A 20,713-nucleotide genomic window follows, 5' to 3' on the forward strand; every position below is an offset into this window, starting at 1 on the left:
GCCCATGTCCGAAACCATTCAGCATAAAATAGAACAACTCCGCAAAGAACTTCACCAGCATAACGAAAATTATTATCTGCTGGATGAGCCCAGTATTTCTGATTTTGAGTTTGATTTATTATTAAAAGAGCTTCAGGATCTGGAAGCACAGCATCCTGAATTTCATGATGACAATTCGCCGACTATCCGTGTCGGAGGCGGTGTTACAAAAATATTCCCGACCATTCAGCATCAGTTCAGAATGTATTCGCTTGATAATTCTTACGATTTTGATGATTTGGAAGACTGGGAAAAACGTATTATAAAAACCATCGACGAACCTGTAGAATTTGTTGCCGAACTAAAATATGACGGTGCCTCAATTTCTATTTTATACGAAAACGGAAAACTTTCACAAGCCGTAACTCGTGGCGACGGTTTTCAGGGAGATGAAATTACAGCGAATGTGCGTACAATTTCAGATATTCCTTTGAAATTAAGCGGAGATTTCCCGGAAAGATTTTTTATGCGTGGCGAAATTTATTTAACCCGAAAAAATTTCGATAAAATAAATAAACTGCGTGAAGAGGAAGGTCTTGATCCGTTTATGAACCCAAGAAATACAGCCAGTGGAAGTCTAAAAATGCAGGATAGCAATGAGGTGAGAAAACGTAGGCTTTCGTCGGTACTTTATCAATTCGTTTCGGATGAAATTCCTGCAGAAACACATTGGGAATTGCTTCATCAGGCAAAAAACTGGGGTTTTAAAATTTCAGATCAGGCAAAACTCTGCAAAAGTTTAAATGAGATTAAAGAATTCATTAATTTCTGGGACATTGAAAGGCATAATTTACCTTTTGAAATTGACGGAATTGTACTTAAAGTAAATTCTATAAAACAGCAAAGACAGCTTGGTTACACGGCAAAATCGCCACGTTGGGCAATGGCTTATAAATTTAAAGCAGAAAAAGTAGAAACCGAATTGCAAAGCGTTTCTTATCAGGTTGGAAGAACCGGTGCAATCACGCCTGTTGCCAATCTGAAACCTGTTTTACTTGCAGGAACAGTGGTAAAAAGAGCTTCTTTGCATAATGAAGACATCATCAAAAAACTTGATCTTCACGAAAAAGATTTTGTTTTTGTAGAAAAAGGCGGCGAAATCATCCCAAAAATTGTCGGCGTTAATACAGAAAAAAGAACTTTTGAAAGTAAAGAGATTGAATACATCAAAAATTGCCCTGAATGTGGAATCGAGCTTGTAAAAGTAGAAGATCAGGCGATTCATTTCTGTCCGAACGATTTGCATTGTCCGCCACAGGTTGTGGGAAGAATGATTCATTATGTTTCGAGAAAAGCGTTGAATATTGATAATCTGGGAAGCGAAACGATCGAGCAGCTTTATAAGGAAAGACTGGTTGAAAACCTTGCAGATCTGTATGCTTTAACCAAAGAGCAACTTTTACCTTTGGAAAGAATGGCCGAAAAATCTGCACAAAACATCATTACCGGGATTGAAAAATCAAAAGAAATTGCTTTTGAAAAAGTTTTATACGGAATCGGAATTAAACACGTTGGAGAAACCGTTGCTAAAAAGCTGGTCAAAAACTTCAACACAATAGACGAACTGAAAAATGCAACCGCAGAAGAACTTTGTCAGGTAGAAGATATCGGGATGAAAATCGCGGTGAGCATTGTTGATTTCTTTACTAATCCTGAAAATATTTTAATGCTTGAAAGGTTGAAATCTTATGGAGTTCAATTAGAAAAAGGAGAAAACACCAATGTAGTTTTATCGAATGCTTTGGAAGGCAAAACCTTTTTGTTCACCGGAAAACTCTCACTTTTCACAAGGGAATCTGCTGAAGAAATGGTAGAAAAGCACAACGGAAAAAATATTTCTGCGGTTTCTAAAAATCTGAATTATTTGGTTGTTGGCGAAAAAGCCGGAAGCAAACTGAAAAAAGCGCAGGATATCGGAACGATTACGATTCTTGATGAGCAGCAGTTTTTGGATTTGATCAGTAATTAAAAAGATTTAAAAACATTAATAATAGAAGACTGTCTTTTTAGGCAGTCTTTTTGATTGATATTTTATTGTAATTTTATTTCATTAAACTATAAAAAATGGATTTTCTAAGAGACCACTCCATTCAAAACGAATTGTTTTTGATCTTTATTTCGGTATTTCTCGGGCTTTGCATTGGTGCAGAAAGAGAATACAGAAATAAATCTGCCGGTTTAAGAACATTTATTCTTGTCTGCTTCGGAGCCTGTCTTTTTACCATTCTTTCTATAAAAATAGGAGTTGATGATCCGGATCGGATTGCAGCCAATATCATTACCGGAATCGGTTTTTTGGGAGCCGGAGTTATTTTTAAAGGTGACAATAAAATCGAYGGAATTACTACCGCAACAACAATCTGGGCAACGGCATCGATCGGAATGGCGGTTGGTTCGGGCTATGTTTATTTGTCGTTATTGGGAACCGTTTTGGTTTTGCTGATTCTGAGTTCGCTCAATTATTTTCAAAAATATATTGATCGTAATCACAAAATCAGGGAGTATAAAATTGTAGTTTCCAGCAAAGAAAACCTTGATTATTGTGAAGATTTATTCAAAGTTAATTATCTGAAATTTGAAATAGTAAGACAACAGTTTTCAAAAGGTTCTTCTACCACAACATGGATTCTTACCGGAAAAAATAAGCGCCACGAAGACCTTATTCAGCAGATGATGAATGATGAGAAAATAGATTCTTTTCAGTTTTAAAATTTAAGAATCTGCTTAAATTCCATTCTCAATTTTCTTAAGTTAAAACTTTTTTCTTTTTCCTTTTTTGAATATCCGTTATTTATCATAAGGTTTTAACCATGAAGCGAACTAAAGATTTCACTAAGAACACAATAGTTGTGAGCTTTGTTGAATAAACTTAGTGTACGTTGTGGTAAAAAAATAATCATAATTACAGCAAAGAGTTTTTTAATTATAGCATATTGTGCACAATCAGATTCTTTTTTCTTAAAACATTAAAAAATAGTTGATAAAAATTTAAACACGCTCTCAAAAAAATTAAATTGCGTATTTTTAGGCAAAATTTTAAATAATGATAAAACGTAATATTCTTATTGCTTCCGCATTCTTCAGTTTTTCTTTAGGAATTGCGCAGCAATACGGCGGAATGTGGATTCCTACGGAGCTTAATGAAAAGGAAATGAAGGATCTCGGAATGAAAATTTCTGCTAAAGATATTTTTAATACACAAAAACCAAGTATCAAAGATGCTGTTGTACAGTTCAATGGCGGTTGTACAGCCGAGATCATTTCACCGAAAGGATTATTATTGACCAATCATCATTGTGGTTACGGACAGATTCAGTCGCATTCGACTGTTCAAAACGACCTGCTTTCAAACGGATTCTGGGCTAAAAATATGAGTACAGAACTTCCGAATCCGGGAGTAACTGTTGATTTTATTGTCGACATTAAAGATGTTTCTGCTCAGATTTTAGAAGGAACCGATAATCTTCAGGAGCCTGAATTATCTAAGAAAATTGCCAAAAATATTGAGATCTACAAAAATTCTCAGAAAATAGAAAACTATCAGTCTATTTCTGTAAAATCGATGTATTATGGCAATAAATTTTACGCTTATGTGATCGAAACTTACAAAGACGTACGTTTGGTAGGCGCACCGCCACAAAGTATAGGAAAATTTGGTAGCGATACAGACAACTGGGTTTGGCCAAGAYATACAGGAGATTTCTCGATGTTCAGAATTTATGCTGATAAAAACAACAAGCCTGCAGAATATTCTAAAGACAACGTTCCTTACGTTCCAAAGCATTATCTTCCGGTTTCTATAAAAGATAAGGCAGAAAATGATTTCACATTCGTATTCGGATTCCCGGGAAGAACGACAGAATATCTTCCTGCGATTGCGGTAGAAAAGATCATGAAAGAGATTGATCCTGCAAGAATTGCCGTACGTGATGTTGCTCTGAAAACTTTAGACGAAAAAATGCGTACCGATGATGCCACAAGAATTAAATATGCTTCTAAATATGCTTCTGTAGCCAACTATTGGAAAAAATGGATCGGTGAAGTGGAAGGTCTGAAAAAATCTAACGCCGTACAGAAAAAAGCAATGTATGAAAGTTCATTAGTTGCTAAAAATTCACAGGTAAAGTCAACTTTAGATCAATTAAACAAACTGTATAATGACCAGGCTCCTTATGCATTAAACAATGCATATTACAGCGAAGTGGTAAGAAATGCAGAAACTTTTGCGCTGGCAAATATGTATTCAAACTACATTGCTGCTGTAGAATCCGGAAGAATGGATGAAAAAGGAATTGCCTCTTTTAAAAACAGACTTACTTCTTTCTACAAAGATTACAGCGCTGAACTTGATTCTAAAGTGACCGCTAAACTTTTAGCTTTATATGCCAACAAAACTGATGCGCAGTTTTTACCTGCCGGTTTTGATAAATATAAAAATGAGGCTCAAAATATCACAACCTTCGAAGAATTATCGAAAAATTCTGTAATCACAGGAAGAAGCGAGGTAAACGGTGCTGCTCTTAACGGAGACATTGAAAAAGCATTTTCAAATCAGGATAAATTAATTAAAACCATTAAAAAAGATCCTGTTTATCAGCTTTTCATGACGATGAAAGAAACGTATCTGAAAACTGCCGATCCTCAATTTACAGCTTTACAAACAAAAATTGATGCGTTACAGAAAACGTACATGGCGCAGCAAATGGCTACCGATAAAGACAGAAAATTCTTCCCAGATGCCAATTCTACGCTTCGTGTAACGTACGGAAAAGTAAAAGGTTCTACTCCGAGAGATGCTGTTTCGTACAGTTATCAAACGCATTTGGCGGGAGTTATCGAAAAATATGTTCCCGGAGATTATGAATTTGACGTTCCTCAAAAGCTGATTGATCTTTACAACAAAAAAGATTACGGAAACTATAAAGATAAAAGCGGTGACGTTCCTGTAGGTTTTACAGCAACCAACCATACAACCGGCGGAAATTCAGGAAGTCCGGCTTTGGATGCACACGGAAACCTTGTTGGTTTAAATTTTGACAGACAATGGGAAGGAACAATGAGCGACATCAATTACGACCCGCGTTTCAGCAGAAACATCATGGTTGATACGAAATACATTCTTTTCATCATTGATAAATTTGCCGACTCAAAATGGCTGATCGATGAGATGAAAATTGTAAAATAAGACTTATTTTATCTTAATAAAGATTCAACATAAAACCCTTGAAATTATTTCGGGGGTTTTTCATTTTTTTATTACAATGCTTTCATACTATGATTACGGTTATTTTTTTACAACATAATTATAAAAAATAGGTTTAAAACTTAATTATTTTAATTGAATCCTTCTAAAAATGACGTACGTCATTTAGCTTTAGCTAATCTGTCATTAGCTTTGCAGCATATTTTCAAAAATAATTATGATCCAGCAGAAATTACCGAATATCCGTCTCAGTGTTTTTTATTTTTATTTTATCATGGGATTGATATTTGCAAGTTGGGCAAGCAGAATTCCGGATATCAAGGTGGTTCTCGATCTGAATGACGGACAGTTGGGTCAGGTACTGTTTGCGATGCCTTTAGGACAGCTCATTATGATGGCAATTTCAGGTTATCTGGTCAACAGATTCGGAAGCAGGATTATTTTGATCACTGCAATGACGTTATACGGAATTATTCTGACTCTTATTGCACAAGCAGACAGCTTCAATTTTTTATTTTTAATATTATTTTTATTTGGTATTACATCAAATATGGCAAATATTGCCGTAAATACACAAGCGGTTGGTTTAGAAGCGCTTTACAAACGAAACATCATGTCTTCTTTTCACGGATTATGGAGTCTTGGCGGATTATCCGGTGGAATATTGGGTGCTGTTTTTGCAGAAACAAAATTTTCCATCTTTACTCATTTTGTTATTGTATTGATCGCAGGAATTATTGGCATTGCCATATTCAGCAGAAGTTTATTGGCTCAGGATGTCAAACAAAATTCAGATGTCAAAAAGATTAAAAGAACATTTAAACCAGATTCCGCAATTATTATTTTAGGATTGATCGGTTTTGGAAGTATGTTCTGCGAAGGAACGATGTTCGACTGGAGCGGTGTTTATTTTTCCACAATTATAAAACCCGATGAATCATTTGTAAGAATGGGGTACATTGCAAGTATGGGCGCAATGACTTTTGGGCGTTTTGTTGCCGACCGATTTGTGAACCGTTATCAGGCTTCTGTTGTATTAAGATTCTGCGGAATACTGGTTACATCAGGATTATTATTAGCCACGATTGCACCGGGATTAATTATTTCGACTTTCGGTTTTCTGCTTATAGGATTGGGAGTTTCATCTATCGTTCCGATTTGTTACAGCGCTGCAGGAAGGCTAAAAACAATGCCTGCAAGTATTGCGATCACGGCAGTTTCTTCCATCAGTTTTCTGGGTTTTATGATTGGGCCGCCATTAATTGGACTCCTTTCGGAAATAACCGATCTTAGGATTGCGATATTATCAGCATCTTCTTTCGGAATTTTAATTATCATCCTTTCTTATCAGTATCGATCAATTAAATTTTAAAATTTAGAGCTATGAAATCGAGCATTATTTGGAAGAAAGCATGAATTTTATTGAAATTATTTTAAGATTTAAACAAAAAACAGGACAGTTTTTATTATTTAAAACTGCCCTGTTTTTGTTATTTTTTTATGCGTTTTAATATCCAAAAATCTCTTTTAAACTTACTTCTTCAAAAGTTCCCATTTGTTTTACCGCTTCCAGGTTGAGATTTTCTTTTTTCCCGATAATCGCTGTATTAAACTGAATAGGTTTTATTTCAGTCTGATAAAAATCTTTTACATCGCTAAACTTCAGGTTTTCGATCTGACTGTAAATATTTTTCCTGAAATCATAATTAATTCCCAGTTTTTTCAGCCTTAACGTATTAAAGAAAATATTGGTTCTGGTAATTCTCGTAGATGCAATCTGCTTTAAAGCAGACTTTTTGGCATTTTCAAACTGCACCGGAACTTCAGGAAGCTCATTCATCAGATCGCTCATTGTGTCAACAGCAATCTGCAGTTTATCGGGCTGGGTTCCTATGTAGGTTGTGATGTAATCCGGATGATTAAGCTCTGAGTTGGGAGCGTAAGAAACATAGGCAGAATAAGCCAGACTCTTACTTTCCCGGATTTCCTGGAAAACGATCGATGATAAACCACGCCCGAAATATTCATTGAAAACATTGATCTTTCCAAAATTTTCCGGGTTTACGTTGCTGCTTTTCCCGATCTTGCTCATCTCCATCTGTACCATGTCGTAATTGGTGAAATATACTTTTCCTGTCGTTTCCTGTTCAGGATACTTTTTAGGCTCCGGAATGGTATAAATTTCACCAACAATATAATTCTGAATATAATTTTTAAAGTTTTCAAAGTTCTTTCCGTAAAAGAAAATCTGGTAAGGAAAACCAAACAGCTTTTTCATACGGTCGGTAAAATTTTCCACTTTTGCTCCTTCAAGCTCTTCTTTTGAAATCACATCTAAAAATCTTGAATTTTTACCGAGCTTTGTATAGGTCGTTAAAGCCGTCATAATGCGGTTTTTATCTCGCTTTATTGCTTCACGGTTCTCCAGAACGGTTTCTACAAACTGGTTGTAAATATCCTGATCGGGTTTCACATGAGACAACCAGTGTTGAAGAAGTGCAATGCCTTGTCCCATATTAGCTTCCAGCCCGCTCAGAGAAACGGTAAGCTGATCTGAAGTTGTTTTAAAATCATTGCTAATCCCGATTTTGAAAAATTCTTTTTTTAAATCTTCAGGCGAAAATTTTTCTGTCCCCAGATATTGCAGGATCTGTGTAGAAATCCCCAAATCTCTGTCGTGGTCGCTCCCGAAAGGAAAAATAAAATGTACCTGAGCAATCTCATTGTATTTATTTTCTACAAAACTTATTTTTTTATTCTTAATGGAGTCGGTTATTATTTCTTTCTGATAATCAATAAATTCCGGCTGAATATCTTCGGGTTTATCATTTAAAATTTCCTTCAAAAACTCAGATTGCGATTCACGATTGATCTTAATAGGCGTAATTCCCGGATTTTCTACTCGTAAAAGTTGATCATTAACACCTTTTTCTTTATTGATAATCACATAATTATCTTTAAAAAATACATTTGCAAAATCAATCACATCCTGTTTTGTAAAAGAAGCATATTCATCCATTTCGCTCAGTTCCTGTTCCCAGGTTCTGCCTTTTATATACGTGTCGTAAAGATTTGTTGCAAGACCTTCTGCAGTTTCAAGACCTTTCAAACGTTGCAATTTAAAATCGTTTATGATGGCAGGAAGCATCCAATCCGGGAAATCTCCTTTTTTTACGAGATTAATCTGCTCAAGCATCATTTCTTTTGCTTCAGATAAAGTCTGATTTTCTTTCGGAACTGCAACCACCGAAAAATAACCGTATTGTTTTAAACCTAACGAATACGCCTGAGCAAAAAGCATTTTTTGGGTCTGGTTGATATTCAGATCGAGCAATCCGGCTTCTCCCCTGTTGCTTAAAATATTGGCTGTAATGTCGGCAAGCATTGCTTCTCTGGTTCCGTAGCTTTCTGTTCGCCACGCTAACTGAATTCTCGGTGTTGTAGGACTTTTCACCGTTCTTTCAACAATTTCAGTCTGTGGTTTTTCTATAATTAAATCTTTCTTCGGCAATTCTTTGTAAGGAATTTTACCGAAATATTCATCAACCAGAACAATTGTTTCTTCAAAATCTAAATCTCCAACCAGAACGACTGCATAATTATTGGGAACATAGTATTCATCAAAATATTTATGAATCGCCTTCATAGAAGGATTTTTCAGATGTTCCGGATTTCCCAAAGTTGTTTGCTGCCCGTTTGGATGAGTCGGGAAAAGCGCATCCATCAATTCATAATTCACCAATCGCGAATCATTATCTTGTGCGCGGTTAAATTCTTCATAAACAGATTCCAGCTCGGTATGGAAAAGCCGCAGAACGATTTCCGAGAAACGCTCTTTTTCTACTTTCAGCCATTTTTTAAGCTCGTTGTTTGGAATATTGTTTTTGTAAACCGTTTCGTCAAACCATGTATGCGCATTGGTTCCTGTAGCTCCTAAAGAAGAAATTGCTTTATCGTATTCGTTTGCAATCGCATATTGACTTGCTTCCTGAGAAATTTCGTCAATTTTTTTATAGATTTCTTTTTTCAGCTCGGAATTTTGCTCAGCTTTATGTTCTTCGTATAAATCTGAGATTTTCTCAATCAAAACTTTTTCTTTTTCCCAGTTATGAGTTCCGATTTTTGATGTTCCTTTAAACATCATATGCTCTAAATAATGTGCTAAACCGGTATTATCAGAAGGATCATTATTACTTCCTGTTCTCACCGGAATAAAAGTCTGAATTCTGGGTGCGTCGAAATTTTGGGCAAGAAAAACTTTCAGTCCGTTTTTAAGCGTATAGATTCTTACTTTGTTTTCGTCATTGGTAATGGTAATATAATCGTAGTTATTTTTGTCGGTATGATGAGTTTCTGCGTATTTTTTGTCAGTCATATTTTCTTTTTACAAGCTCTGAAATTTTCAGAACATCTTACAAATTTACGGATTCGAAAAATAAAATTTAGCACAATTGTTAATATTAAATCTATGATGATAATTTGTATAAACTTTAAAATGGGTTTCATCAAGAATGCTTTAAACTCTTTATATTTGTTTTGATATTCAATTTCTGATTAATATTTCAACTATTTTAATGGAAAGCAAAAACTATTATAGCAATAAGCTCAAAGTTCTTTATTATTTGTTATTTCAGCTTTTTTCAGCATATCTTTTATTTTTTACGATTTAGGAAATAAAAAGATATTTTCAGTAATAATCTCTTACCTTGCTTTTATACTCTTTACTTTCGGATGGATATTTGCTCTTTTTTTATTATTCAGGAGAAAACCTTTACTCACGATAACCGATGATCAAATCATTATTTATAATATTCTCACAAAATCTAAGATAATTAATTTCAAAGACATTTCATCATTTTATGTTTCAACAAATAGCTTTCGCGGTATAAAAACCACAGAACAAATCAACATTATACTAAAAACATCAGCTAAAAAATCTCCCAGCATTCACAAAAAAAATAAGATTTCTTGGTTATTTTTAAGCATTGAAGAGAGTATACAAACCGATATTTTAAATGTAAGAACCAAAGATTTACTTAAAATACTTAATCACAGGATTTCTAAAAATAAAAACTAATTTAAATTTTTCGTTATTAAATTTATTATTTTAGATGAATAATCAGACTAAAAGCAATGCAACCAACTTTCTTTCCAACACCACAAGATTTCAGAAACTGGCTCGATAAAAACCATAAAACTGAAAAAGAATTATTGGTAGGTTTCTATAAAGTAGGAACCAAAAAACCGTCGATAACGTGGTCTGAATCTGTAGATCAGGCTTTATGTTTCGGCTGGATTGATGGCGTGAGAAAGTCGATTGACGAAGATAGCTACAGCATCAGATTTACACCAAGAAAACCAACAAGCATCTGGAGCGTCGCGAATATTAAGAAAATCGAAGAGCTTACTAAAGCCGGATTGATGCAGGAAGCAGGTTTAGAAGCATTTAAACTTAGAAAAGAAGAAAAATCGGGGATTTATTCCCACGAAAAAGAGCCTGCAAAACTTACATTAGATTACGAAAAACAGTTTAAAGCCAATAAAAAAGCCTGGGATTTTTTTGAAAAACAAGCTCCGTCTTACAAAAAAGTAATGATCCACTGGATTATGAGCGCCAAACAGGAAAAAACACAGATTTCACGTTTAGAAAAAACTATTTTGGAAAGCGAAAACGGAAAAAAGGTTTTATAAAATCTTGATTTCAGATCAAGTTAAATTTTATTATTTTTGAAAACCAAGTCAAAATAATATGAAGAAATTTTTTGCATTTTCACTTTTGATTTATTGTGTTTCGTGTAGTCAGAATCCTGAAAAGAATAAAGAGAAAAAAGCTGACCGAAAAAAAGAAATCCGGCAGGTTACTGTAGAAAAAGACTCTTTGCAGCGAGATACGATCGAGTTTATTTCTTACAATGATGATTTTGATTATTCGCAGCTCAACGGTAAAAAAGAAAAAAAAGAAATCAGCTATATCAACGATCAAAATAACGACCGCAGTTTCCTGAGAGGTGATCTCATTGCCATTGAATATAAAAATGACTCAATCTACATCGCCGGAGACGGAGAAACGCCGCAAAATGCGCAATGGATCGTGACTGCCAGAAAAATCAAAGACGGGAAAGTTTCAGAATTCAGAAAAGAATATAATCAGCCCATCAAATATCTTTACTCAAAAGAAGATGAAATTTCCGACAGCTATTTAGATCATCTTTACAAACTTGCAGAATATTATATTGCCAACTCAAAGAAAGATCTGATAAAATTATCGGTTAAGAATAAAGAAACTCTTGGATATTCTATTGAAAAACAAAAGAGGAATGATAAAGAGTATTACACTTTAGGAATTTATACAGAGTCTGACCATAAAATCAATACTTTTCAATGGTTGTATATTGATCCTGAAACCAATACAATCTATGAATACGATCTTCCCAACGACAAACTGGTTGAATTTCAATAGATAGATTTAATTTTAAAAAAACTAAAAAAATGCCACAGAAAAAACAATTATCAGAAAAAGAAACGATAGAACTTCGCTACGACCGTGAAGCTCTTGATGCGCGAAAAGAACATAAGCCACAAAATGATGCAATATCAGCTGCGAAAGAAATGGGCGTAGAAATTATTTCCGAAGAACAGTACCGCTATTTGCAAAATTTAGGGAAATTTGATCTGAAAACTTCAAGCTGGATCAAAACCCCGAAAGAGATTCGGGAATTGGGCGGAGCTTTATTCTGTGACCGTCGCTACAACACGGTTTTTGTCTATCACAACGGAGCCGAATCTTATTATGCAGCAAGAGCTTTCAGAGGGATTTTGAAGGTTTAAAATAAGTTGAAAAAGAAGAATCTCCGTCAGTTCGAGTGAAATTATTTGAAACAAAGTGGAAAATAATTTTGTATCGAGAACTTAATGTAAAAAGCTTCTCGATATGCTTCGCTATTCGAGTGACGATAAAAACAACTCTATAAGTTGATTCAGATATTTGAATACAAAAACTATATTCTTACCTTTGAGCTTTGAATAAATACTATTCTTTTGCCGAACAGTGGCTTCCTGTTTTATACAACAGATTGAATGAAATGAATCTTAAATTTGATATTAACTCTTTGGTTTTTGTAAGCCAAGGACAAATTCCAAAACCAGCCTCTGTGGAAACTGATGATTTTTCTCTGGTTTATGTAGGTGGAATTGAGTTTGAATATTAAAAATGATAGTATCAAATGATACTATCATTTTGTATAAATAATAAAATTTCTTTTAATGCGCTTCCAGCCAGTTATTCCCTACTCCAACCTCAACCAATAACGGAACCTGCGTTTCAATAGCATTTTCCATTTCGGTTTTAATGATATGTGTAGCAACTTCTACCTCATCAATGGGAGATTCGAAAACCAATTCGTCATGTACCTGAAGAAGCATTTTAGTCTGCAGTTTTTCTTTCTCTAATTCTTTTTGAATTTTAATCATTGCTAACTTCACAACATCAGCGGCACTTCCCTGAATGGGAGCATTCACGGCATTTCTTTCAGCATGAGCCCGCACCACAAAATTTCCGGAATTGATGTCTTTCAGGTGACGTTTCCTGCCTAAAATTGTTTCTACATAACCGATATCACGAGCTCTTTTCACTTGCTCCGCCATATATTCTTTTAATTTCGGATAGGTTTCGTAATACGCTTCTATCATTTGCTTCGCTTCAGATCTGGATAAACCGGTTTGTTCTGCCAAAGCAAAAGCTCCCTGACCGTATAAAATTCCAAAATTGACTGTTTTTGCTTGTCCACGCTGGGTTTTTGAAACTTCTTCCAACGGAATATTGAATAGTTTTGCAGCCGTAGAAACGTGAATATCTTCACCATCCTGAAACGCTTTAATCATATTGTCTTCACCGGAAATTTCGGCAATCAGACGCAGTTCGATCTGAGAATAATCGGCAGAAATAATTTTCTTTCCTTCTCCCGAAACAAACGCTCCACGGATTTGCTGACCTCTCAACGTACGGATCGGAATATTTTGCAAATTTGGGTTTACACTCGCCAAACGACCTGTTGCAGCCGTTGTCTGTGAGAAATTGGTATGTACACGATTGTCGTCTTTGTCAATCTGTGACGGCAATGCATCTACGTACGTCGATTTTAATTTCTGATACGTTCTGTATTCTAAAATATGCTGAATAATCTCGTGTTTTGAAGAAAGTTTTTGTAGAATATCTTCCGAGGTTGCATATTGTCCGGTCTTTGTTTTTTTAGCTTTCGGATCGAGCTGCATTTTTTCAAATAAAACTTCACCCAATTGTCTTGGTGAGTTCATATTAAACTCTTCACCCGAAATTTCAAATATTTTGGATTCCAATTGTCTTAAATCGTTTTCCAAATCAATACTTTCCTGAGCCAGCCATTTTTCATCTAAAGAAATTCCGGCGAGTTCCATTTTCGCTAAAACTTCCATTAAAGGCATTTCGATATTAAAGAAAAGATCTTCAAGATTTTCTTTCTTCAATTGTGGCGCAAATAATTCGTACAACTGAAAAGTAATATCTGCATCTTCAGCTGCATAATCGGTTTGCGTTCTTAAATCTGCATCTCTGAAACTACCCTGATTTTTCCCTTTTTTACCAATGATGGTTTCAATGGAAACGGGTTTATAATTTAAATAAACTTCTGAAAGATAATCCATTCCGTGTCTTCCGTCAGGATTTAAAAGGTAGTGCGCAATCATCGTATCGAACATCGCTCCTTTTACCGTAATATTATACTGCTGCAGAACCTTATAATCATATTTTAAATTATGAGCGATCTTTATTAGATCTTCCTTTTCAAAAAAAGGTCTGAAAATTTCTAAGGTCTGCAAAACTTCCCCCTGATCTTCAGAAAGTGGAATATAATATGCCAAACCTTTTTTGTAAGAAAAACTCATTCCTACCAATTCAGCTTCCAGCTCATTTAAAGAAGTAGTTTCCGTATCAAAACAAACCGCTTTTTGCTGCAATAAATTCTGAACTAATATTTTTTGCGCCTTCGGATTGTCTACAAACTGGTATAAATGGTCGTTTTCTGCAATCGTAGATTTTGTGGAGGTTGCCTGATCAAGCTCTTCGTAAGTTGCAAAAAGATCGAGCTGGCCAACATTTTTAGCCACTTTTTGCTGCGGCGTTTCTGTGATCTGTGCTTCAACTTCAGTTACCGTCACACCATCTTCAGAGACTACCGTTGTTTTTACCGAAATTGTTTCTGTAGGAGCAAAAGCACGATACAAGTTTTCGTACAATCTTCTGAATTCAATCTCGTCAAAAACTTCTTTTACCTTTTCAAAATCAGGAGTTTCAAGATCATATTGTTCTTGGTGAAATTCTACGGGTGCATCACAAATAATAGTTGCTAATTTTTTAGATAAAATTCCACGTTCAGCAGAAGCTTCCACTTTTTCCTTGAGTTTACCTTTCAGCTTATCGGTATTTGCCAGAAGATTTTCGATGCTACCGAATTCTTTCAGGAATTTCATGGCAGTTTTTTCACCAACACCTTCCAATCCGGGAATATTATCTACGGCATCTCCCATCATTGCCAGATAATCGATTACCTGTTTTGGATCGTCAATTTCGTATTTGGCTTTTACTTCTTCAACACCTAAAATTTCAATATCACCGCCTTTTAATCCCGGTTTGTATATTTTAATCTTATCGGTCACCAACTGTGCAAAATCTTTGTCGGGAGTAACCATAAAAGTGGTGTATCCTTCTTTTTCAGCTTTACAGGCAATGGTTCCAATAATATCATCTGCTTCATAACCTTCCACTCCCAAATGCGGAATATGCATCGCATTTAAAATCCTGTGAAGATATGGTATTGCAATTTTTATCGCTTCCGGAGTTTCGCTTCGGTTGGCTTTATATTCCGTATAATCAGTCGTTCTTACACTTGCCTGTCCAACATCGAAAACAACAGCTAAATGCGTAGGCCTTTCTCTTCTGATCAATTCGATCAAAGAATTGGTAAAGCCAAAAATTGCAGAAGTATCAATTCCCGTACTTGTAATTCTCGGACTTCTGATCAATGCGTAATATCCTCTGAAAATCATCGCATAAGCATCGATGAGAAATAGCCTTTTGTCTTGTGTTGCCTCCATATTCTGTATAATGAACAAATATATGAAATCGGGATGAGCGATCAAAAATAAAGAAGAGATGGGTTGATGATTAAGATTATTTTATACGTCAGTTCGAGTGTTTTTCGTAGCAAAGCGAAGAAAAATGTACCGAGAACCGATGAATTACAAACAAAGTAATTTTTTGCTCAACAACTTCTCGATACGGATTTTTTCAAAATCCACTCGAACTGAAGAATTACAATGTTTCACTCATAGTTTTAAGAAAATATATTTGAAATAACAATATTTTCAAAAAAATTCTTACATTCGCTCTGTGAAAACAAACAAGACATATTATTACGGAATTTTTAACTCAGATCTGGGATAAGGATTCTTGTATAGAATAAATTAAAACCTCGTCCTTGGGCGGGGTTTTTTATTTTTAAAATTTAAACAAATGAAAATAAGTATCATTGGTGTAGGATTAATCGGCGGATCGATCGCCTTAAAATTAAAACAGAAAAAAACGGCAGATTTCATTTACGGAATCGACAACAATATTGAAAATCTTAATGAAGCTTTAGCTTTGAATATCATCAATGAAAAAGCAGATTTAAAAACTGGAATTCAAAACTCAGATTTGGTTATTATTGCCATTCCTGTAGATTCGGCGAGAAAGATTCTTCCTGAAGTTTTAGATTTAATTTCGGATCAGCAAACTGTGATGGATGTAGGTTCTACCAAATCAGGAATTGTAAATGCTGTAAAAAATCATCCGAAAAGATCAAGGTTTGTTGCTTTTCACCCGATGTGGGGAACCGAAAATCATGGCGCAAAATCTGCTGTTGCCGAAAGTTTTTCAGGAAAAGCAGGAGTGATATGCAACCGTGAAGAATCTTCAGAAGATGCTTTACAGATTGTAGAAAACGTTGTGAAAGATCTTGAAATGCATCCGATTTATATGAATGCAGAGGATCATGACGTTCACACGGCTTATATTTCGCATATTTCACACATTACTTCTTATGCTTTAGCAAACACGGTTTTGGAGAAGGAAAAAGAAGAAGACACTATTTTTCAGTTGGCGAGTTCGGGGTTTTCGAGTACGGTTCGTCTGGCAAAATCGCATCCTGAAATGTGGGTTCCGATTTTTAAACAAAACAAAGAAAATGTACTCGATGTTTTAAACGAGCATATTTCCCAGCTCAGAAAATTCAAATCTGCTTTAGAAAAAGATAATTTTGAATATTTGGAGGAGCTTATTACGAATGCTAATAAAATACGTGGGATTCTGAATAAATAAAACAATATTTAAATTTTTTAAAACGCAAAGATTTTATATTAAAGTTTAAACTTTAGGCAGCAAAGATGAATCAACAAGTTGATTTGATGAAGCTCTATTTTCAAGCTTTGCGCAGCAAATTTTATTTGCCTTAGCTTACTCAAAATATTAAAAGCTGATAATAAAACTTTGCGTTAAATCTCTAAGCCAAAGATTTCTATCTTCACATGTTTTAAAATTAATTATAAAACTTCCATTGTTCTGGAAGTTTTTTTATTTCATATTCAAATAAGTTTTTAATAAAATTAAAATTTATTTTAACTTTATTAAAAATAATATTACTTTTGTAAAAACAAAATCAATGAAACTTCCTATAATTTGTCCAAGTTGCGATCATACGCTCAACGTAAGCCAAATGAAATGTCCTGATTGCGGAACCAATGTAAACGGAGATTATGAGCTTCCTGTTTTTTTGAAACTTAACAGAGAAGAGCAGGATTTTATCATGAATTTTTTCCTTTCCAGCGGAAGCATCAAAGAAATGGCGAAGCAGGCTGAACTTTCTTATCCCACAATGCGAAATAAAGTGGACGACCTGATCACAAAAATAAATCAACTGAAAAAATAAAACTATAATGACCTGGAAAACTATTTTTAATCCTTTTTTGAAGTTTGATGAGAAAACTCTGTTCGTTGCCGGAATTCTGTCGATTACAGTTGTCTTTATAATCAGTTATTTGCTCGGCTTTCAGAGTGACAGTTTGTTTCATTTCCGATACATCAATCCTGAAGATTCTGTGTTTAAAGTCATTTTATCAACATTAATCGTTTATGCAGCAAGCATCATCATTCTTTTTGTATATGGAAAAATCATTAACAAAAGAACGCGGTTGATCGATATTATTACGCCGGTTTTCATTGCACAATTCCCTGTAATTTTAATGATTCTTCTGATGAAAATTCCTTTTATCAGTAAAGCCGAGAACGAAGTTTTAGCTTCCGTAGAAACCAATACTACAGAGATCAACCCTGTATCGATCATCATTATTTCTATTTATTCGTTTGTATCACTTGCGATTGCTGCGTATGGCATTGCTATTCTTTACAATGGTTTTAAAACCGCTACAAACATGAAAAAATGGCAGCACATTGTGATTTTTGCGGTGATACTTTTAACAATGATGGTTACGATGCAATTCTTATAAATATCAAATATGAAAAACAATATTTTACTATTATTAAGCGTACTTCTCTTTAATTTGAATCTCGCTCAGCAAATTACAGGTTCATGGAAAGGTGAACTGGAAATTCAGGGTAGCAAACTTCCGTTAATTATTAATATTCAACAGGAAAAAGACAGTTACCAATCTACTCTCGACAGTCCTTTGCAGGGCGCAGAAGGAATTCCGCTAGACAAGACAACTTTTACCGACCATGTTTTAACTTTCGAAAATGCTGCGATGGGAGCAAAATTCAGCGGAACTTTAAAAAATTCTGAAATTACAGGTACATTTACACAAAACGGATTGACTTTGCCATTGATCTTAAAACCTTTTGACAAAATCAAAAACACCGATAAAAGCCTCCAATTTTTAAAACTTTCAGATACGAAAGAAAGCCTGAAGAAGATTGATGATTTTATTGGTTTTTTAGAAAAGAACAATGCTTTAGCAGGAGAAATATCTATTTTTAAAGGTGGAAAAGAAATTTACAAAAAGAATTTCGGAGAAAAAAATCTTCCTGGCTTTAAAAATAACAATCAGGTTTTTCAGATCGGATCAATCAGCAAAACCATGACCGCCATTATGGTTTATAAAATGATCGAGCAGAAAAAGCTTAATCTTACCGATAAACTTTCTCAATTTTATCCTCAAATTCCGAATGCTAACAATATTGATATAGCTCAGTTATTAAATCACACTTCCGGACTTGGTGATTATGTTTCAGGAAAAGACATTCTGAGATGGCTTACAGAGAAAACTTCAGAACCGCAGATCTTTAACCGGATTATCGAGCAGGGTTCTTTATTTGAACCCGGTTCAAACCAGCAATATTCTAACTCAGGATATTTTCTTTTGGCTAAAATTTTAGAAATGGTTTCTAAAAAAAGTTATGCCGAAAATTTAAATGAATTTATCATTAAACCTTTACAGCTAAAGGATTTTTACACAGCCTCACAAAAACCGGGCAATGTTTATCAGCCTTTTTCATTTAAAAATAAATGGGAAAATGTGAAAGATTTTGACTTCAATAATATCATTGGTGTAGGCGATATTGCAACGACGCCCTATAATCTGAATGTAATCATCAATGCTTTTTTTGATAAAAAGCTGGTTTCTGAAGCATCAATGGTTTCTATGATCCCCGAAGACAAAAGATTCGGAAGGGGATTATCAATTGTTCCGTTTCATTCTAAAATTTTTGTGGGTCACAGCGGAGGAACTTACGGAACCAATTCTCTGATGATCTATAATGGCGAAGATGATGTTTCAATCTCATATTCGCTGAATGCCGATAATCAAACGTCCGTATCTTTTTGCTAAAACGTGCGTACGTTTTATGTAAAACCTCCGCATGTTTTTATTAAATTTTTTAATTCTTTTACTTTAACACTCCGGAACGTTGACTGCAATTGCCAAACCGCCTTCCGAAGTTTCTTTAAATCTGTCGTTCATCGACAAAGCGGTTTCCCACATCGTCTGAATAACTTCGTCCAAAGTTACTTTTGCTTTTGTAGGATCACTTTCCAAAGCAATATTTGCTGCAGTAATCGCTTTTATCGCACCCATCGTATTTCTCTCGATACACGGAATCTGCACCAAACCTTTAATCGGATCGCACGTTAAACCTAAATGATGCTCCATCGCAATTTCTGCCGCCATTAAAACCTGTCCCACAGTTCCGCCCAAGATTTCGGTTAAACCTGCCGCTGCCATCGCCGAAGAAACCCCAACTTCTGCCTGACAACCGCCCATTGCTGCAGAAATGGTTGCGTTTTTCTTAAACAAAGTTCCGATCTCACCTGCAACCAAAATAAATCTGGCAATGTCGTCTTCACTTACCGCATCTGTAAAAGCCTGAGCATACATCAAAACCGCCGGAATTACTCCGCTCGCTCCATTTGTTGGCGCCGTAATGATTCGTCCGAAACTTGCATTTTCCTCATTGACAGCCAATGCAAAACAGGAAATCCATTTATTGATGTTGGTGAAATTTTCTTCAGCATCTACAACGAGCTGAAACCATTCATCTTTGTTTTTATAAATTTTGTCGCCTAAAAGTTTTCTGTTGATTCCTGCTGCACGACGGGTAACATTCAGTCCGCCCGGTAAAATTCCTTCCTTGTTTACCCCTTTATAAATGCATTCTTTAATCTGTTCCCAAATATAAAGCGCTTCTTTTCTTGTTTCCTCCTGCGTTCTCCAGCTTTCTTCATTTATTAAAATTAAATCTGAAATTTTATCGAAACCTAATTTCTCACAGTATTTCACAATGTCCGAACCGTGATGACAAGGATAGATGGTACGAACACACTGCTTCTCAATAGAGTTTTTTTCCTGGCTCATAATAAAACCTCCCCCAACAGAATAAAAATCCTGAACAAGCTCAGTTCCGTCCTCAAAAATGGCTTTAAAGATCATTCCGTTTGGATGGTAATCAAGAGTCTGAGACATATTTAAAACCAAATGATGCCCATAAACAAAAGGAATTTCTTTTTCTCCACCCAAATTAATGGTCTGAGATTCTTTGATATGTTCAACAATATCATCAATCTTTGTAGTGTCTATCAGTTTAAAATCTTCACCATTCAAACCCAACATTCCGGCAATATCGGTTCCGTGACCAATCCCCGTTTTTGCCAACGAGCCGAAAAATTCAAGGAAAACTTCTTTTACCTCCGCAATTGATCTTTCTCTTTTTATAATCCTGATAAATGCCGATGCAGCATTCCAGGGTCCCATTGTATGCGAGCTGGAAGGCCCTATTCCTACTTTAATAATTTCAAAAACCGATATTGATTCCATAAATGAATTTCCATTTTTCCTGAAAAGCAAATATACATTGAAAATAGCTTAGAATGGAAACAATTAATCATAATG

16 protein-coding genes are annotated in these 20,713 nt (G+C 35.0%); 13 read left to right on the forward strand and 3 right to left on the reverse strand.

Translation table 11 applies throughout. From position 1 onward, the window contains the following. The first annotated feature begins 4 nt into the window (after positions 1-4). The 4 genes from ligA to AB4Y90_RS09335 all read left to right on the forward strand — a co-directional run bounded on the left by ligA (position 5) and on the right by AB4Y90_RS09335 (position 6,614). Positions 5-2,008, forward strand: coding sequence for an NAD-dependent DNA ligase LigA (gene ligA, locus AB4Y90_RS09320; protein WP_441557176.1), 2,004 nt, complete (start codon positions 5-7; stop codon positions 2,006-2,008). 95 nt (positions 2,009-2,103) lie between these two features. Next, complete coding sequence (locus AB4Y90_RS09325) at positions 2,104-2,748, forward strand: MgtC/SapB family protein (protein WP_441557153.1); 645 nt, start codon at positions 2,104-2,106, stop codon at positions 2,746-2,748. A 334-nt stretch (positions 2,749-3,082) separates the two neighbouring features. Continuing rightward, entirely contained in the window at positions 3,083-5,224 is a 2,142-nt protein-coding gene (locus AB4Y90_RS09330) for a S46 family peptidase (protein ID WP_441557154.1), read from the forward strand. Positions 5,225-5,459: 235 nt separating this feature from the next. Beyond that, positions 5,460-6,614 carry an MFS transporter gene (locus tag AB4Y90_RS09335; protein ID WP_441557156.1) on the forward strand — a complete coding sequence of 385 codons (1,155 nt, stop codon included), beginning with the start codon at positions 5,460-5,462 and terminating at the stop codon, positions 6,612-6,614. Positions 6,615-6,749: 135 nt separating this feature from the next. Here AB4Y90_RS09335 and AB4Y90_RS09340 read toward each other — a convergent pair whose 3' ends face one another. Beyond that, the gene (locus tag AB4Y90_RS09340; RefSeq protein ID WP_441557157.1) at positions 6,750-9,617 is read right to left on the reverse strand and encodes a M16 family metallopeptidase; all 2,868 of its coding nucleotides are present in this window, start codon (positions 9,615-9,617) and stop codon (positions 6,750-6,752) included. Between the two features lie 252 nt (positions 9,618-9,869). Between AB4Y90_RS09340 and AB4Y90_RS09345 the strand changes: the two genes are divergently transcribed. The 5 genes from AB4Y90_RS09345 (at position 9,870) to AB4Y90_RS09365 (ending at position 12,450) form a co-directional block, all read left to right on the forward strand. Next, complete coding sequence (locus tag AB4Y90_RS09345) at positions 9,870-10,319, forward strand: STM3941 family protein (RefSeq protein ID WP_441557177.1); 450 nt, start codon at positions 9,870-9,872, stop codon at positions 10,317-10,319. Positions 10,320-10,375: 56 nt separating this feature from the next. Continuing rightward, the gene (locus AB4Y90_RS09350; protein WP_441557159.1) at positions 10,376-10,933 is read left to right on the forward strand and encodes a YdeI/OmpD-associated family protein; all 558 of its coding nucleotides are present in this window, start codon (positions 10,376-10,378) and stop codon (positions 10,931-10,933) included. Positions 10,934-10,991: 58 nt separating this feature from the next. Continuing rightward, positions 10,992-11,702, forward strand: a complete 711-nt coding sequence (locus AB4Y90_RS09355; protein WP_441557160.1) for a hypothetical protein — start codon at positions 10,992-10,994, stop codon at positions 11,700-11,702. A gap of 29 nt (positions 11,703-11,731) precedes the next feature. After that, the gene (locus AB4Y90_RS09360; protein WP_441557162.1) at positions 11,732-12,070 is read left to right on the forward strand and encodes a DUF4256 domain-containing protein; all 339 of its coding nucleotides are present in this window, start codon (positions 11,732-11,734) and stop codon (positions 12,068-12,070) included. Positions 12,071-12,261: 191 nt separating this feature from the next. Further along, positions 12,262-12,450 (forward strand): hypothetical protein, encoded by a 189-nt coding sequence (locus AB4Y90_RS09365; protein WP_441557164.1) that lies wholly within the window; start codon positions 12,262-12,264, stop codon positions 12,448-12,450. A 52-nt stretch (positions 12,451-12,502) separates the two neighbouring features. Here AB4Y90_RS09365 and polA read toward each other — a convergent pair whose 3' ends face one another. Continuing rightward, the gene (gene polA / locus AB4Y90_RS09370) at positions 12,503-15,370 is read right to left on the reverse strand and encodes a DNA polymerase I (RefSeq protein WP_441557165.1); all 2,868 of its coding nucleotides are present in this window, start codon (positions 15,368-15,370) and stop codon (positions 12,503-12,505) included. Positions 15,371-15,788: 418 nt separating this feature from the next. On the opposite strand from polA, the gene AB4Y90_RS09375 reads away from it, so the two are divergent. The 4 genes from AB4Y90_RS09375 (at position 15,789) to AB4Y90_RS09390 (ending at position 19,156) form a co-directional block, all read left to right on the forward strand. After that, positions 15,789-16,634 (forward strand): prephenate dehydrogenase, encoded by an 846-nt coding sequence (locus tag AB4Y90_RS09375; RefSeq protein ID WP_441557167.1) that lies wholly within the window; start codon positions 15,789-15,791, stop codon positions 16,632-16,634. Between the two features lie 340 nt (positions 16,635-16,974). Further along, entirely contained in the window at positions 16,975-17,241 is a 267-nt protein-coding gene (locus AB4Y90_RS09380; protein ID WP_441557169.1) for a DUF2089 family protein, read from the forward strand. 7 nt (positions 17,242-17,248) lie between these two features. After that, complete coding sequence (locus AB4Y90_RS09385; protein ID WP_441557170.1) at positions 17,249-17,818, forward strand: YIP1 family protein; 570 nt, start codon at positions 17,249-17,251, stop codon at positions 17,816-17,818. 9 nt (positions 17,819-17,827) lie between these two features. Beyond that, complete coding sequence (locus tag AB4Y90_RS09390) at positions 17,828-19,156, forward strand: serine hydrolase domain-containing protein (RefSeq protein ID WP_441557172.1); 1,329 nt, start codon at positions 17,828-17,830, stop codon at positions 19,154-19,156. A 63-nt stretch (positions 19,157-19,219) separates the two neighbouring features. Here the strand turns inward: AB4Y90_RS09390 and AB4Y90_RS09395 are convergent, their stop codons facing one another. Continuing rightward, positions 19,220-20,638 carry an L-serine ammonia-lyase gene (locus tag AB4Y90_RS09395; RefSeq protein WP_441557174.1) on the reverse strand — a complete coding sequence of 473 codons (1,419 nt, stop codon included), beginning with the start codon at positions 20,636-20,638 and terminating at the stop codon, positions 19,220-19,222. Positions 20,639-20,713: the final 75 nt, after the last annotated feature.

The organism is Chryseobacterium sp. 2TAF14, from assembly GCF_052115105.1.
GTDB lineage: Bacteria > Bacteroidota > Bacteroidia > Flavobacteriales > Weeksellaceae > Chryseobacterium.

What these genes read in the sequence shown, in the direction of transcription:
- AB4Y90_RS09340 (WP_441557157.1), bottom strand. Translation starts at nt 9,617, where the DNA reads ATGACTGACAAAAAATACGCAGAAACTCATCATACCGACAAAAATAAC.
- AB4Y90_RS09360 (WP_441557162.1), top strand. Translation starts at nt 11,732, where the DNA reads ATGCCACAGAAAAAACAATTATCAGAAAAAGAAACGATAGAACTTCGC.
- AB4Y90_RS09355 (WP_441557160.1), top strand. Translation starts at nt 10,992, where the DNA reads ATGAAGAAATTTTTTGCATTTTCACTTTTGATTTATTGTGTTTCGTGT.
- AB4Y90_RS09395 (WP_441557174.1), bottom strand. Translation starts at nt 20,638, where the DNA reads ATGGAATCAATATCGGTTTTTGAAATTATTAAAGTAGGAATAGGGCCT.
- AB4Y90_RS09350 (WP_441557159.1), top strand. Translation starts at nt 10,376, where the DNA reads ATGCAACCAACTTTCTTTCCAACACCACAAGATTTCAGAAACTGGCTC.
- AB4Y90_RS09385 (WP_441557170.1), top strand. Translation starts at nt 17,249, where the DNA reads ATGACCTGGAAAACTATTTTTAATCCTTTTTTGAAGTTTGATGAGAAA.
- AB4Y90_RS09375 (WP_441557167.1), top strand. Translation starts at nt 15,789, where the DNA reads ATGAAAATAAGTATCATTGGTGTAGGATTAATCGGCGGATCGATCGCC.
- AB4Y90_RS09335 (WP_441557156.1), top strand. Translation starts at nt 5,460, where the DNA reads ATGATCCAGCAGAAATTACCGAATATCCGTCTCAGTGTTTTTTATTTT.
- AB4Y90_RS09390 (WP_441557172.1), top strand. Translation starts at nt 17,828, where the DNA reads ATGAAAAACAATATTTTACTATTATTAAGCGTACTTCTCTTTAATTTG.
- AB4Y90_RS09380 (WP_441557169.1), top strand. Translation starts at nt 16,975, where the DNA reads ATGAAACTTCCTATAATTTGTCCAAGTTGCGATCATACGCTCAACGTA.
- polA (WP_441557165.1), bottom strand. Translation starts at nt 15,370, where the DNA reads ATGGAGGCAACACAAGACAAAAGGCTATTTCTCATCGATGCTTATGCG.
- ligA (WP_441557176.1), top strand. Translation starts at nt 5, where the DNA reads ATGTCCGAAACCATTCAGCATAAAATAGAACAACTCCGCAAAGAACTT.